Source organism: Pseudogracilibacillus sp. SO30301A (assembly GCF_037072025.1).
In the GTDB taxonomy this organism is placed as follows: Bacteria; Bacillota; Bacilli; order Bacillales; family Amphibacillaceae; genus Pseudogracilibacillus.
Genome location: NZ_JAXHDD010000076.1, coordinates 1 through 14694, shown reverse-complemented (window position 1 = coordinate 14694; position 14694 = coordinate 1). Strand labels below are relative to the sequence as shown.

Annotated in this window: 17 protein-coding genes; 3 read left to right on the top strand and 14 right to left on the bottom strand. The window is 35.2% G+C overall.

All coding sequences use genetic code 11. From position 1 onward, the window contains the following. The 4 genes from SPD89_RS20995 to SPD89_RS20980 all read right to left on the bottom strand — a co-directional run. On the bottom strand, positions 1–445 hold a 445-nt coding region (locus SPD89_RS20995), incomplete at its 3' end, for an Rpn family recombination-promoting nuclease/putative transposase (protein WP_336263894.1). Between the two features lie 684 nt (positions 446–1129). Beyond that, positions 1130–1753, bottom strand: coding sequence for a PepSY domain-containing protein (locus tag SPD89_RS20990; RefSeq protein WP_336263893.1), 624 nt, complete (start codon positions 1751–1753; stop codon positions 1130–1132). A gap of 92 nt (positions 1754–1845) precedes the next feature. Continuing rightward, complete coding sequence (locus SPD89_RS20985; protein ID WP_336263892.1) at positions 1846–3198, bottom strand: HAMP domain-containing sensor histidine kinase; 1353 nt, start codon at positions 3196–3198, stop codon at positions 1846–1848. Continuing rightward, positions 3199–3882: a response regulator transcription factor gene (locus SPD89_RS20980; RefSeq protein WP_336263891.1), complete on the bottom strand. Its 684-nt coding sequence runs from the start codon at positions 3880–3882 to the stop codon at positions 3199–3201. Positions 3883–4182: 300 nt separating this feature from the next. On the opposite strand from SPD89_RS20980, the gene SPD89_RS20975 reads away from it, so the two are divergent. Beyond that, positions 4183–4497, top strand: coding sequence for a hypothetical protein (locus SPD89_RS20975; protein WP_336263890.1), 315 nt, complete (start codon positions 4183–4185; stop codon positions 4495–4497). A gap of 259 nt (positions 4498–4756) precedes the next feature. Here the strand turns inward: SPD89_RS20975 and SPD89_RS20970 are convergent, their stop codons facing one another. The 10 genes from SPD89_RS20970 to SPD89_RS20925 all read right to left on the bottom strand — a co-directional run bounded on the left by SPD89_RS20970 (position 4757) and on the right by SPD89_RS20925 (position 12918). Continuing rightward, the gene (locus SPD89_RS20970; RefSeq protein WP_336263889.1) at positions 4757–4897 is read right to left on the bottom strand and encodes a hypothetical protein; all 141 of its coding nucleotides are present in this window, start codon (positions 4895–4897) and stop codon (positions 4757–4759) included. A gap of 508 nt (positions 4898–5405) precedes the next feature. Then, on the bottom strand, positions 5406–6161 hold the full coding sequence (locus SPD89_RS20965) for an amino acid ABC transporter ATP-binding protein (RefSeq protein ID WP_336263888.1): 756 nt from the start codon (positions 6159–6161) through the stop codon (positions 5406–5408). Between the two features lie 11 nt (positions 6162–6172). Next, positions 6173–6889 carry an amino acid ABC transporter permease gene (locus tag SPD89_RS20960; protein ID WP_336263887.1) on the bottom strand — a complete coding sequence of 239 codons (717 nt, stop codon included), beginning with the start codon at positions 6887–6889 and terminating at the stop codon, positions 6173–6175. Positions 6890–6901: 12 nt separating this feature from the next. Beyond that, a complete protein-coding gene (locus SPD89_RS20955) occupies positions 6902–7612 on the bottom strand; it encodes an amino acid ABC transporter permease (protein ID WP_336263886.1) in 711 nt (236 codons plus the stop codon). An 82-nt stretch (positions 7613–7694) separates the two neighbouring features. Continuing rightward, positions 7695–8570: a transporter substrate-binding domain-containing protein gene (locus SPD89_RS20950; protein WP_336263885.1), complete on the bottom strand. Its 876-nt coding sequence runs from the start codon at positions 8568–8570 to the stop codon at positions 7695–7697. Then, positions 8548–9771 carry an acyl-CoA dehydrogenase family protein gene (locus tag SPD89_RS20945; RefSeq protein ID WP_336263884.1) on the bottom strand — a complete coding sequence of 408 codons (1224 nt, stop codon included), beginning with the start codon at positions 9769–9771 and terminating at the stop codon, positions 8548–8550. Before SPD89_RS20945 ends, SPD89_RS20950 begins: the two co-directional genes overlap by 23 nt. Positions 9772–10732: 961 nt before the next feature. Beyond that, the gene (locus SPD89_RS20940; RefSeq protein ID WP_336263895.1) at positions 10733–12127 is read right to left on the bottom strand and encodes a class I adenylate-forming enzyme family protein; all 1395 of its coding nucleotides are present in this window, start codon (positions 12125–12127) and stop codon (positions 10733–10735) included. A gap of 6 nt (positions 12128–12133) precedes the next feature. Continuing rightward, entirely contained in the window at positions 12134–12271 is a 138-nt protein-coding gene (locus tag SPD89_RS20935) for a hypothetical protein (RefSeq protein ID WP_336263883.1), read from the bottom strand. A gap of 186 nt (positions 12272–12457) precedes the next feature. Beyond that, on the bottom strand, positions 12458–12649 hold the full coding sequence (locus SPD89_RS20930; protein ID WP_336263882.1) for a hypothetical protein: 192 nt from the start codon (positions 12647–12649) through the stop codon (positions 12458–12460). Between the two features lie 137 nt (positions 12650–12786). Further along, entirely contained in the window at positions 12787–12918 is a 132-nt protein-coding gene (locus tag SPD89_RS20925) for a hypothetical protein (protein ID WP_336263881.1), read from the bottom strand. A gap of 213 nt (positions 12919–13131) precedes the next feature. Here SPD89_RS20925 and SPD89_RS20920 point away from each other — a divergent pair, with 213 nt between their 5' ends. Together SPD89_RS20920 and SPD89_RS20915 are read left to right on the top strand one after the other, a co-directional pair. Beyond that, positions 13132–13581, top strand: coding sequence for a MarR family winged helix-turn-helix transcriptional regulator (locus SPD89_RS20920; protein ID WP_336263880.1), 450 nt, complete (start codon positions 13132–13134; stop codon positions 13579–13581). A 542-nt stretch (positions 13582–14123) separates the two neighbouring features. Continuing rightward, the gene (locus tag SPD89_RS20915) at positions 14124–14627 is read left to right on the top strand and encodes a DinB family protein (RefSeq protein WP_336263879.1); all 504 of its coding nucleotides are present in this window, start codon (positions 14124–14126) and stop codon (positions 14625–14627) included. The last annotated feature ends 67 nt before the right edge of the window (positions 14628–14694 follow it).

Sequence of the window (14694 nt, the reverse complement as noted above, 5' to 3'; positions counted from 1 at the left end):
GAATATTTGGAGATAAATTATTGTAACCTACAAGAAGATTTCCTAGAGTTCTAGCCATACTCCCCTTTTGTCTTCCATGATAAATAACTAAAGGAATCACGATCGGTAATTCATCCGTTTTTTCTTTATTCAATTTGTTTTCCCAAATTTCAATCATGTACTTTAGTAGCTGAAATGAAATGTTTTTTTCCTCGTAACTCTTATGCTCGAATAAAAAATATAAATAACCTTCTTCTCCATTCATTGTAACACTAAACAGCAAATCGGAAAAATACTCTTCCAAATCTTTCGTGATAAAACTATCTTTTTCTGGAGAAATACTGCTTGCATCTATTATACCCAAAATTTCTTCCGGTAAATAGTGTTGAATAAAATCTTGTGCTACAGATACTTCGCCAAGTGTTTCCTTGAAAAATTTATCATGCGGTTTGTTTATCCTGTCCATTCTCGCCCCACCCATCCTAAAGATTCTGTATTTTTAATCAGTTCATTAGACCTACCCCATGTTATGTTAGTTCTATATTATCATACATTTATATTTTTCACAAACACCCGTTCTATTTGTGTGGGGAATAACTCAATATCCCGGTGTCGGTCAATCACTCGAACCCTTAATAATATACGATTTTATTTTTTGGCTCTTTTCGTAAGTTTTTTGTTTTGGTTCATTGTTTTTTAATCTTTGATAATAAACTGTAACGTAATGATAATTTATAAACCTAGTCACAGCTGATTTCCGCCACCAGACAGACGTTTTCACCACAGGCATAAGAGCGACATCTGGGACTGCACATGGTTCGTCCCACCAACTCCAGTTGTTTAAGCTGCGCTATCGCTTGCTCTTACAGTGTCTCCTTTACCATTGGGCGGCTTTGAGCCTCCGAAACGGAAAAAAACAATTAGATCCTAATTTCACTGCGCAGTTTATGTTTTGTGGCAAATACAACAATTTTTTTCGTGGACGAGCAGTGCGGAGTCTCAAATCTTTTTAAAAACATCCTAATATATATACTTCAATAGTGAACAAATATACATTTAAGGGGTTTTCTAGTCTTCAAGTCGAATATTGGGCTTGAATTAAAAGAAAAGGAGATTGAATTCTTTACATGAGATTCAATCTCCTTTTGTTTTAGTCTTCGTCAATTTCAATAACAATGATTTCTCCAGTCATTGCGTCAATTTCAATCTCTGCTTCTTCCCCGTTTGCTTTAATTTCAATTTCATAAATATAACGACCGTCTTCTTCATCAAGTTCCACATCTGTCACTGTTCCAGGAAATTCCTTTTGGGCGATAGCAATCGCTTCTGATGCATCAATTACTGTATTTTTATTATTCTTTTCTTTTTTAGAACTCTCTTTCTTTTCAACCTTTATTTCCTGAGTTGTTTGGTTTTGCCCATCTTTTGTATCTTCTTTTACAGCTTTGTCGTCATCTGTTGTTTTCTTTTGGTTTTCTTTTTGAGCTACTGTTTTTTTCTCTTTGATTTTGATTATCTCACCCGAGTTTCCGTCAACTTTAAGATCATATTCCATTCCGTCATTTTCAATTTCAATCTCGTATACTACACGATTACGATCCTTTTCTAATTCAAGCTCTGTTATCGTTCCAGGGTATTGAGCTGAAATCAAGCCTCTAACCTCATCATAGTTTAATTTAGGTTCTGCTTGTGATGCATCCGATTTGTAAATACCCAATCCTAATGCAATTGTAATAGCTAACACTCCCGAGGTTAAGATTATTTTTTTCTTCATTTTTTGTTGCCTCCTTATTCTTGTTACTTCTATCTTATCCGCTCCAAATGATAAGACATGGTGAATAAGATTAGAATTTGATGAGAAATAAATTAACTTTTTTTCATTATTGGCAACTCGAGAGTAAACGTTGTGCCTTTCCCCTCTTCACTATTTACTGTTAGCGATCCATTATGCGCTTCAGAGATTGCTTTTGCAATTGCGAGTCCTAACCCAATGCCGCCTGAAGTTCTTGTTCTAGCTTGATCCACTCGATAAAAACGATCAAAAATACGTTTTTGATCGTTGGTACGAATTCCGAGACCTTTATCGACAACACGAAGTTTAACTGTATCTTTTTGCTCTGTTAATACAATGTTTATTTCTTTCTCACTATATTTAATCGCATTACTTAATAATATATAAATAATCTGCTCTAACTGATCTTCATTTCCTTTTATTAAAATGGTATCTACTTCAGATTTAAAGTATATATCCCGTTCATAAGCGGCTTGAAATGTATGTATTACGTTTTTTGTAAGTTTTACTAAGTCTAATTCCGTGCTCGGAGCTGATTGTTTATTTTTTGCAAGATCCAATAGTTGATTTACAAGTTGCTGCATTCGGTCAGCTTCTGTATCTATTGCATCAATGGATTCCTCAAAAACTTCTGGATGACTTTTTCCACGCCGTTTCAATAACTCTGCGTAACTCTTTATTATTGAAATTGGTGTCTTCAATTCATGGGAAGCATCTGACACAAACACTTCTTGCCGCTCAAAGTTTTCTTTTAAATGCGCAATCATCTCATTAAATGTTTTTTCCATTTCATACAATTCATCTTTTGATTTATTTTCTATTTCAATTGTTTTCCAATTTTCAGACTTCGTATTGTCTTTCATCGTTGAGATTAATTCTTTTATCGGTCTGAGAATAAATTTACTTAAAAAGTTCCCTGCGATAATAGTTGGAATTAACATAATGATTGATGCAGCGACTAAAACATATAGAAGTGTTCGCATCGTTTCTTCAAGAGGGAATAAATAATTTGCTACTTGCAACGTAACAATTTCCCCATTTTCCCAAATAATCGGCTTCCTAATCACTGCAATTGGGGATCCTGTTTCGTCTCTTACAATTTCTTTTACCTCACGAGTGGAATACGCAGAAGGTAATTCTCTAAATTCTTTTTGTTTTGTAATTATTGGTATCAGTTCCCTGTCTTTCTCATCAATTATCCGAATAAGACCATTATTCGGTAAATAAGCGCGTAATAACTCAGTTTTGGGGATATCAGGATTTTCCTTCATTGTTTCCATAATGGTTCGTGTCTGATCCGATAATAGTTCGAGCTCATTATCTACTGAAATTTTATAAAACAAAAAGTAAATTGATGTGTTTACTAACATTATAAATAAAAGCATAAATAGACTTGAGAATAATTGAATTTTTGTTTTTAGCTTCATTTAGGTAACGTCCTTTATCGTATAACCTACCCCTCTTACTGTCTGTATATAAGGAGTGTCAAATCCGTTATCTACCTTTTGCCGTATATATCGAATATACACATCAACAACATTCGTATCTCCCATGTAGTCATAACCCCATACTTGCTCCATTATTTGTTCCCTAGTTAATACGATATTTTTATTATGCATAAGAAAGGTGAGCAAATCAAATTCACGAGGCGTGAGTTCTATTTCAGCTCCCTCACGAGTTATTTGCCGAGTTTGTAAGTCTACCGATAAATCTCCAACATTTAATACGTCAGTTCCCTCTATATGGTTATTTGATTTTCGTAAATGTGCGCGAATACGGGCAAGCAACTCTTCAATTTGAAATGGTTTCGTGACATAATCATTCGCACCTAAATCAAGTCCACTAACTTTATCATGTACTTGGTCTCTTGCTGTCAGTAAGATGACTTGTGTATGATTATCCGTTTTTCTTAAACGCCGCAAAACCTCCAACCCACTCAATTCAGGAATCATAATATCAAGTAAAACAAGATCCCAATCCTCGTCTTGCATTAAACGAAGCGCATCCTTTCCATTATCTGCAATTTCCGTTTTATAATTTTCATATTTCAATTCAAGTTCAAGGACTCTACTTAATTTTTCTTCATCTTCAACGATTAAAATTTTTTTCATGTTTTCACCCACTTTACAAGAGGCTTTATAAGTTACCTTCATTGTACCAAGGCTAACTTAGATTTATCCACATAAAAAGCTCACTAATGAACATCTATCATGGTTACATATCTTGCAATCGCAATTTTTTTGCATGGTATACTTTAAAACATTTAAAACTTGACTTTTCATAATGTAACGCCATTCCGTATTTCTTTTTTGAAATAGAAGATAGAAGAACTATAATATAAGTATAGTAAAACTTCCTTGAGAGAAAGGAGATTAGAAGTGTTGATTCGATGTACGCGAAAGAGTGTGACTATGGGGGATGATGTCTATGCACCACATGAAATAAAGTTTGATTTATCCTCCACTGCAACTCTTGAGGATATCACTCACAAGATTAAAGAAATGTCTTATTTACCCACTATTTATGGTGGAAAAGCCACTTGGGTGTTATTGAAAGACAGTACTCCATTGGCTGTCATTGCACAACAATGGGAACAAGCCAAATTTTTTGACAATCAAAACCTCACCATTCAAAGGCTTTTCTTAAAAGAAAAAGAAGGTAATCTGTTTTTTGATTATTATGCCCAACAAGATCCTATCGAAGTTTTTGCAACCTTAAAAAACTAATTCCGGGATTTTTCCTCACTTTTTCTCTGGATACAATGGTTTCGAGAAAGAAGAAAAATCTTAAGAGGATGTTCAAAGTCCGGTGAAAGTGACACATCGCATTTCTTCGTTGGCTTACTTTTCTGCTACTCACGTATTTAACTGCATACGTTCTGTTGCCGGAAGCTACTCCGCCTCGAACTGCTCGATCCTTTTCATCCTCCTTTTGAACACGCACTTTAAGTTTTTACTTATGACCTGCCGAATGTGGGTCTTAATCTTAAAATTCCTTTATTATTGCCCACAGTTTTCTGCGTACTTCTTCCAATGGCTTATTTATTCGAAGTCTCTCATCAAAATCGTTAGACCAGATAAAAAATTCTGATAGTCCACCACGTGGCGGAAACAGTGCTTCATGCATCTTTCTTAACTCTTGCATTTGTTTTTCAGTGTTTAATTTTTCAAAACCATTGTCTTCTAAACAACTTAATCATTTAATTGTGTTCAACAAAAAGTACTTTTTCGGAATTATACTCGGTGTATTCTAATTTAATCTTATCTCCAACGGAAAGCGGATCTTATTTTCGGGGTACTCCACACAGTAGTTTCTTTAGGATCACTTTATTATTTGCACGTTTTGTCAAAAAAAATTAGCTTTAATGTTTATAATACAGCATTTTTTCTTTTAATATGTTCATCATTGCGAATATGTTAAAAATCTTTGAAGGCTTGGAAAATGGATTTATATTTCTTTGGTTCACTCTCGGAATTAGTGAATTTGCGACAATAGCACTTGCTATTATCCTAGTTTATTTCATTAATTAAACCTTGAAAAATTGATCCCTTAATGGAAAAAGGAGTAACGATACTTTTATTCCTAAGCATATTAAAAATACCTGGGCGATATTCAAACGCACAGGTATTTATGTTTAAATATGAAATGTATAATCCTCAGGTAAAACTCTTCTCAAGAACTTTTTTGTACGTTCCTCTTTCGGACTTACAAATATTTCATGTGGCGTTCCTTCTTCTACAACAACGCCTCCATCCATGAAAATAACCCGATTCGCAACATCTTTAGCAAATGACATTTCGTGTGTCACTACTAGCATTGTTGTACCCTCATTTGCGATATTTTTCATGACGGTTAACACTTCATCTACTAATTCTGGATCAAGGGCAGAGGTCGGCTCATCAAATAAAATTATATCTGGACTTAGTGCAACGGCTCGAGCTATCCCAACACGTTGCTGTTGTCCTCCCGAAAGCTCACTTGGATAAGAATTGTATTTTTCCGCTAATCCTACTTTATCTAAAGCTTTTTTAGCAATGTCATTTGCTTCTGCTTTCGGAACTTTTCGGCCAATTATTAAACCTTCCGTTACATTTTCTAATGCCGTTTTATTGTTAAATAAACTGTAGTTTTGGAAAACAAAGGCTGTTTTTTGTCGAATCGTATAAATGTCTTTTTTTGAAACAGATTTTAAATCCACATGCAGTTCGCCAAAGGAGGCTCTTCCGCTATCTGCTGACTCTAAAAAGTTTATGCAACGTAGTAAAGTCGTTTTACCTGAACCGCTTGGACCAAGGATAACTACTACATCCCCTTTATCTATCGTCAAATCTACGCCTTTTATTACCTCATTATTACCAAATGATTTATGAATGTCTTTAATTTCTAGCAAAATTTTACCTCCTAAGCCCCAACATATCGAAAACGTTTTAAACGTCTTTCATAAACTTTAAATAAACATTCTACTGTCAAGCATAAAATTAGATAAACTAAGAAGATATCAATATATGCTTCTACGTAGTTATAGCCAACATTCGCTGCTACTTTTGCTTTTAACGTAATCTCATGCAATGAAATCGCATAACCAAGTGATGTAGCTTTAATTAAATTGACTGTTGCTGTACATAGATTTGGTACGGCAACTACTAATGCTTGAGGAATCACAATCCGTCGGTATGCTTGAGCGTTCGTTAGACCAACTGACTGCGCTGCTTCCAGTTGCCCTTTATCAACGGCACCTAATGCTGAACGAAATACTTCTATTAAAATAGCAGCTGTATTAAATGAAAATATGATAAATCCGTACCATAATGGATGAATATCATAGACAGAATAATTAATATTATATGTTTCAAAAATTCCCGTAAGGATTAGAGGGATACTGCTATATAAGACAAAGATTTGAATAATAATTGGTGTCCCTCGTACGAATGATACATAGATCTTAGCCAATCTATTAATAACCGGTACTTCATAAATACGTGATAGTGCAAGGATAAATCCGAGCGGTAGCGCAATGAGTAATGAAACAGCTGTAACGAATAACGTAATTGGGACGCCACTTAAGGCAACGAAAAAGGTATCAATTAAAAAAGGTAAATTAATAAAGCTTAGATCCATACTACCCCCTCCTTATGAAGTTTTTAATGAACGGGATCCTTTGCTAAAAATTTGTTCAAATTTAGCGAAGATTTTCTCAATGACAATGGCTAAGACCCAATAAATTACAGCTAAAGCGATAAATACTTCTAATGTATGGGTTCCATAATTACTAGCTATAATTAGATTTGCTTTCCCAACAATATCAACAAAACCGATTGTGTAGGCCAATGCACCTTCTTGTAAAATTGCAATCAAGCCGTTCCCAAAATTGGGAAGTGCGACGACAAATGCTTGTGGGAAGACAATTCGAACATAAGCTTGAAGAGGTGTTAAACCAACACTAACAGCGGCTTCATATTGCCCATGATCAACCGATTCAATCGCAGACCTTAATACTTCAGACATCATTGCGGCAAATTGTAGCGTAAATGTGATCACAACGTAAACACCAGTATGAATATCTTGCAAATTCAGGCCAAATAATGCTTCAGAAAAAGCAGGTACACCATAATAAACAAGAAATAACAACACAATGGATGGCGTACAGCGCATGATTGTTGTATAGCCATTTGCAAAAAATCGGAAATACTTATTGTTACCCATTTTTGCAAATGCTAGTAATAGCCCGAAAACTGTACCAAATAAAACTGCTAAACCCATGACAAAAAACGTTACTTTTAAAAACGGTAATAGTTCAGGAAAAGCAGCCCATACATATTTCACATCAAAATATTTTTCCAAGACAATTCCCTGCCCTTTCCTTTATACAATGAATAAAAGAAGGCTGTCTGTGAATACTTACCCAACAGCCAACTATTACCTACTAACGATTCACACTATCTAATACTTCAAATAAATCTTTACCATAGTGTTCCAACATTAATTCACTAAGCGCATCTGATTGTTGAATTTCGGCCATTGCTTCATCATAAGCATCTGCAAATTCTTGTTGATTTTTATTAAATATCGGCCATGTTTTAATTACTGCAAATTCGTTATAAACTACGTCATCTACTAGATTGTGATATGGGCCGTCTTCATTTAATACTTGTGCATTAAATGATGCTTCAATAGAAATACCACCGTCTGCGCGACCTTCATTTACCCATTGGATCACATCAACGGAAAATTCATCACCTGCGACTAGTTTTACAGGGTTATCCGGGTTTGCTTCGTTGTATTCTTCAACAACCGTATATTGTGCATTACTCGCTGCGATTGGAGCAAGTGCCATGTTTGCTTCCGCAAAATCACTTAAGTCTTTTATATGTTCATTTTCTTTTTTCAGTAAAATACCAGCACTACTTAAACCTAAAAATTCTTTTGGAAAAATAAACTTCTTTTCCCGTTCTTCTGTAAAGAAGGTATTTTTAACACCAACATCATATTTTCCCTGCTCCACACCAATTAATAAATCCTCGTCTGATGTTGGTATAAATTCAAATTCATAATCTTCTAGTTTTTCATCTACAAGTTTCATAGCATCAACATCATAACCTGTGGGGTTGCCATCATCATCTACATAAGTTATTGGCTTGCCACCCATTGCGAAAGCAACTTTTATCTTTGTTATATTTTCATTATTGTTGTTTTCATTGTCATTACTAGCAGAACTAATTTCATTACCCCCGCAAGCTGACAAAATTGCTAATGCTGCCAAACCTAGAATAAATAGCTTACTTAACTTTTTCTTTTTCATTTTTATTTGCTCCTTCAAGGTATTTAATAGCCGATTCAGCTAATTTTGAAATCGTCATATCATCCATAGGCGGATTATGAAGACCTGCTCGAACATCGCGATAATAACGTTGTAACGGATTTGTACGTTGTAAACTTCTTGCACCAGCTAGACGCATCGCTTTATCGACAACCTTGATCGCAGAATTAGTGACTACATATTTGGCAGTATTGACTGCATTTACAACGTTTTCTCCTACTTCTTCACTTTCATCTCTTTGTTCTATTCCGATTCTTTTTGCTTCTATATACGATTCTGCTGCGCCGTATAAACTAAAACGTGCTACAGCTAATTCTAATTCAATTTCACCAAGTAATTTCTGTACATTAGGTAATTGTGCGATCGTTCCTTTAATACTGTTCGGCGAATGGGTAGTAGCGAAATGTAAGGCATAATCCCGTGCTGCTTGTGCTATACCTAAATAAGTTGCAGGAACAATGAGTAACCAACCATTTAGTTTAAAACCTGTAGTATAACTCGGAATTTCGACCAAATCAGAAGCATCTACCTCAACATTTTCTAACACTAAATCATGACTTCCTGTACCACGCATTGAAATAACGTCCCACGTTTCGTCGATAGAGAGACCTTCCGCTTCTTTTGGGATGAGGAAAAAACCTGTTGTTTCTTTTTCCTCGATCCATGCAGATGTTATAAAATAGTCTAATTCTGGAGAGGCAGTTGTATAACTTTTGCGTCCATTAATCACCCATTTATCATCAATTTGTTTAGCAATTGTTCCAGGTCGACCACCACGAATAGGGCTCCCTGTAGCAACTTCACTTACTGCTCGATTAAGGATGGCTCCATTATTTACATGCTCTGCTAGAAAATTTAGTTTTGCCGGATCCCAGTATCGATTTTCAAATAACTCTCCAACTGTAAGTAATGACCAGCCAACTGACAGTGCTGTACTACCATCATAGCTACCTAATGTTTCTTGCAAAAGAATCGCATCATATAATGAAAATCCAGCACCACCGTATTCTTCTGGTAACGTTAATTTTGTATAGCCAATATCACGTAGAGCATTAATGTTCTCACTAGGAAAAATGCTTTCTTCATCAATGAATGCTGCACGCCCACTAATATCTTCCTTTAGCGTTGCTAATCGCTCAAGCCACTCACGTTGTTTATTATTTTTTATAAATAATTGTTGCATTTTTTAATATCCTCCTCAAAAGTTAAAACTGTTTTCAATAAGATTGGGACTGCGCACTGCTCTCCGCATCGATAGACCAGTTGTTTTTGACACAAGATCAATAAAATGCGACGTTATCAACATAACTCAACGCTACGGAAATACACTACGCGCATCCTTAGGGCGACTGGTGAGCCTCCGACGGACAGAACGTCCTAGTGTCGCCGTTGGTGACAAATCTTTACGGTGGGACGAAAGCATGCTACAGTCCCTGGACGTGACCGTTTTTATCCGACCAGAGTCTCCGTGTATTTCGCTGGATGGTGATTTCAACACATCACAATTATTTATTCTTGATGAAATCAACCGAGCACATACGTCGTAGTTTATATCAACTACGAAAAGATCCAAATTTAAACCACATTAAACTGATTGGATTAATTATATATCGATTGTTCAGTAATAGTCAACCCCAAAATAAAATATTTCTAACAATTAGTTTATAGGAAGATGATCAAATAGAGGCTTCCATAAGGATAACTTTCGAGGCAATAGTTCAAATGGTATTATTCGTGAGTGATCTAAAACCAAATAGGGCAAATATTTTGTTAAAAGCACATTAAAAAACCAGATTTCTCCAAGAAATCAGGTTTTTATTCAATATTATATTTTACTCGGGGGAACACGCCCCTTATAAGGGTAGACGTTTGTTGGGAGCAAAGCCCACTTTAGTCGGCTCTCTTTCAATTTTGAGGCAATTTGACTTTCACGACAAATGTATAAGTGAGACTAATCCTCATATCTAGCCAATCGGCATGTCTTCTTTATCGTGTCGTGAGGTGAAGGAAATTGTGCTACAACTTTAGCGCTAGAGTTAGACGAAGATACTTTCAATCAAATAACTTATCCCTAGTCATACTAAAATATAATTTTCCTAACAATAAAATAAACCGAGCTAGATTTTCTACTAGCTCGGTTTATTTTATTCATTTATATAGTTTTTTCTAATTTGATATTTTAATAACTTTCCTTGTAAATTTCGTGGTAGCTCATCTACAAAATCAATATGATGAGGGGTTTTATACTTCGCTAATCTACCTTGGCAAAACTGAAGAATTTCTTCTTTCGTAGCATTTTCACCGTCTCGTAATACAACAGCAGCTAATGGTACCTCTCCCCATTTTTCATCTGGAATGCCAATAACAGCAACGTCTTTAACTTTTGGATGCTCATGTATAACCCCTTCAATCTCTGCCGGATAAACGTTAAGCGCACCTGATAAAATCATATCCTGCTTTCGATCAACAATATAATAACATCCATCTTCATCTTGAACCCCAACATCCCCTAAGCTGAGCCATTCACCCTTAAAAGATTCTTTATTCGCTTCTGGTCTACGATAGTATTCATCGCACAATGTAATTCCTTTAACAAAAAACTCCCCTGCTTCCCCAACTTCCACCTGTTCCCCCTCTTCATTCAGTAATTCAATTTCCATACCTAGCATTGGTACTCCCACAGAACGATCCTTTTCTTTCTGCATTTCAGGAAATAAATTAGCTACACCACCTAACTCAGTAGCTCCATAAAATTCATTTAATTCAACTGTCTCAAAATACGTTAACACTTTTTTCTTCGTGCTCGTATGTAAAGGTGCTCCGACAGAAATTATAGATTTTAAAGCGGATACATTATATTGGTGTAAAATATTTTCAGGTAACGAAAATATTGCATCTAACATTGGTGGTGCTAAAAATGTGGTCGTTGTCTTTTCTTGCTCAATAGCTTTTAACACCTCAATAGGATGAAACTTTTCCAATATATGAACAGGATTTCCAACGAAAAAATTAGGAAGAGATATACTTAAGGCGGCCGCACCATACAAAGGACCAGCTACTAATCCTTTCCCAAGTCTTCCGATATTAAATTCAATACTAAATAATAAAGCAACTAAATATAAACTTCGATGAGAACGTACTGCACCTTTTGGATAACCTGTAGTTCCACCAGTATACATAATGGAAAGAGTATCTAATTCACTAAGAGGTGATGACGGTACAGGTTCTTCCTTTAAGAAACTAGAAATCCAAGTTTCATATTCTAAAAATTGAACTTGGTCATTCGATCCTACCGTAATGAAATGCTGTGTAGTTTTATATTGCTCTATATATGGAACTACTTCGTGCATGAAACGAGAATCAACTACCAACACAGTAGCTTCGGAATCATCCAAAACATGCTGAATTTCGGGGGCGACAAACCTTGAATTAATTGGTACATAGACAGCTCCAATTTTCCCACAAGCAAACATTACTTCAAATAGTTGATGGCAATTCATTAACATGAAGGCCACTTTATCCTCTTTTTCTACACCGATACTTTGTTATGCATGAGCTAATTGATTAATTCTTTCATTAAGATCTCGATAAGTAAATCGAAGTCCATTAAATGAAATTGCTTCTCTGTCCCCGTAACGTGTTGCATTTAACTTTATTGGCTGACTAAATAACATATGTTGCATTTTTTCACCTCTTCATATGTTCTCTACTCTTAGTTTTTAATAACCTTTTTTTGCTTGATTGTACTGTTCTTCTAATTGAGCAATCTAATTGCTCCAATTCTTGTCCACAACCCCAAATGTCTTTTCACGCTTTTGTGCTAGCGTCCCCACCAAAATTCATTTTTTGATGGTTCACTTTCGGGTAAATTATCCGGATCCATCCCCGAAGTACGAATGGATGGCGCTAAATAGTTCCCGTGTAGCAATAAATGGGAAACCGTTATAAGCAAAGTCCGCTCCCATCACTTCCGCCGCTAAAAAGCTATCGCCTGTAGCAATGGATCCTGAAAGTGTAAGAGGATTATCAAACCATTCAACATAGCTCCATATCTTTTTCAAGACGTGTATTCGTACGGTGAACAATTTTATTATTGCAAAAGGTGCTGCCGGACGATCAGGATTTTTTGCATTATAGCTCGCAAGCTCTTCTGTAATTTCTGCAAGCCATTCATCCAGCTGGGAGGACGGTCTTGCGTTTAGTGAGGCATTGAACCTACAATACCTGCTTTACATTGTTCGATCACAAGCTTTGGATTGCTAATAATAAACATCGGTGCACCAATCACTGGCATTCTCATTGTTTTTTTCAATTCTTTTAAATTAGTCATATCAAGTCGTTCCCTCCTCTGTAAGCGTATACAAACTTTTTAAAAATATATGTTTCCTTTATCATTTACTCCTCCCTACCTACCAATAATGAACATTTTCGGATACAATAAAAATAATTATTAAATAAAACTATATGTATATGCATATCTTATTGTCTTTTCTATTTTTTGTCAATTGCAATAGGGAATAAATTTTTTGAAGGAGATGACACGATGGAAAAATCAAAATTTGATAGTATTTTACAAGCTTGTGCTTGTGCAAATTTGCGCACAGTATCTCGCTCTCTTACAAAATTATATAACCAATTGCTTCAACCGACCGGGCTGAAAATTACTCAATATTATATGCTTGTTAATATTTATCAATATAAGAAACTATCAATTAGCGAATTAAGTGATGTAATGATGCTAGATCAAACAACTGCTACCCGCAACGTAAATGTCCTTATCAGAAATAAATTTGTTCATGTGGAAAAAGATGAACATGACTCTAGGTCTAAATGTGTCTTTTTAACATCGATTGGTTTAAAAAAATTATATGAAGCGACACCTATTTGGATGAAAGTTCAAGAAAAAATTGAAAATGAAATTGGAACAGATAATTATCAGTACCTATTGCGTACACTTACACAGGTTCAACATATCATTTCCCATTACGATTAAACGTTCATGGGGAAATGAGTGGCTGTCGACACTCAGGCTTATCCCAGCACGGTGGCTTTCGCTTCGCACGCCGTCGCACTGAGCAGCCTTTATTAGGCTATTTGAGCAATTTTGTTTAAAATTCATGTCCTTTTATTTATTATAAGAAAAGTCAATTTTGAACACTTTAAAATAACATGCCTTAAAATGAATGAAAAAGCCGAAATGATCTCTCATTCCAGCTTTGCGATTTGTTAAAGTCCTTGGCACACTTTATATCAATTAATATGTTTTTATTGTTTTTGATATTTCCTGAAATCCTTTCATATCAATGATATTGCACCATATTGTATTGGCGAAGTACTGAGTGGGAATAAGACTACAACTTAATTTGAAGTGGGAATGCCTATTTAACAGCATTTGTCCTAAGCTATAATGGACAAAATAACTTTTTATTAGAAAAATGATTAAAATGATTACCACAGAGTAATGATGATGGTATTCTTAGTGTATAATTGGAGGAATATCCTGTTACTTACTATTTTTAAGAGGGCGGAAAATTTATGGAAAAACATGAATACGAGTGGGTAAAACAAACGAGACAGATTTTATTAGAACAGTGTAAAGAAATAAAGGAAAATGATTTTACAAGAGAAAGTGGATTTGGTTTTCAGAGCATAAGAGATACATTAGTCCATGTGGCAGGTTGTTATCATGCTTGGCTTGGTTCTTTCGTACTTTCAGAAACAACATCACCACTATTAACAAAAGAAGCAATAGAAAAGATGCAGATAGGTGATATTCAACGTTGTTTTCAACAAGCAGACAAATATGTAGATGCTGTATTTGAACGATTTACAGATACATCTGATGATATTATCGAAAAAGAACTTTCTTGGAAAGAAGAAAGTGGAACTGTTAGAAAAACACCACATCAATTACTGACCCATTCTATTACGCATGAATTTCATCATAAAGGACAAATTGTAGCAATGCTACGTCTATTTGGTTACATACCTAAAAACACGGACATATTAGGACTTCCTGAAAAGGAGTTTATTAAATAATTTTTAGTAGGGATTACATTTTTGTATCCGGATTCGTATGGAATTAAAATTAATTTAAATGTATGTA

Coding starts and splice junctions, on each gene's coding strand:
- SPD89_RS20920 (WP_336263880.1), top strand. CDS start 13,132: ATGGAAAAATCAAAATTTGATAGTATTTTACAAGCTTGTGCTTGTGCA.
- SPD89_RS20915 (WP_336263879.1), top strand. CDS start 14,124: ATGGAAAAACATGAATACGAGTGGGTAAAACAAACGAGACAGATTTTA.
- SPD89_RS20980 (WP_336263891.1), bottom strand. CDS start 3,882: ATGAAAAAAATTTTAATCGTTGAAGATGAAGAAAAATTAAGTAGAGTC.
- SPD89_RS20985 (WP_336263892.1), bottom strand. CDS start 3,198: ATGAAGCTAAAAACAAAAATTCAATTATTCTCAAGTCTATTTATGCTT.
- SPD89_RS20975 (WP_336263890.1), top strand. CDS start 4,183: ATGGGGGATGATGTCTATGCACCACATGAAATAAAGTTTGATTTATCC.
- SPD89_RS20945 (WP_336263884.1), bottom strand. CDS start 9,771: ATGCAACAATTATTTATAAAAAATAATAAACAACGTGAGTGGCTTGAG.
- SPD89_RS20935 (WP_336263883.1), bottom strand. CDS start 12,271: ATGCAACATATGTTATTTAGTCAGCCAATAAAGTTAAATGCAACACGT.
- SPD89_RS20990 (WP_336263893.1), bottom strand. CDS start 1,753: ATGAAGAAAAAAATAATCTTAACCTCGGGAGTGTTAGCTATTACAATT.
- SPD89_RS20970 (WP_336263889.1), bottom strand. CDS start 4,897: ATGCATGAAGCACTGTTTCCGCCACGTGGTGGACTATCAGAATTTTTT.
- SPD89_RS20950 (WP_336263885.1), bottom strand. CDS start 8,570: ATGAAAAAGAAAAAGTTAAGTAAGCTATTTATTCTAGGTTTGGCAGCA.
- SPD89_RS20960 (WP_336263887.1), bottom strand. CDS start 6,889: ATGGATCTAAGCTTTATTAATTTACCTTTTTTAATTGATACCTTTTTC.
- SPD89_RS20925 (WP_336263881.1), bottom strand. CDS start 12,918: ATGACTAATTTAAAAGAATTGAAAAAAACAATGAGAATGCCAGTGATT.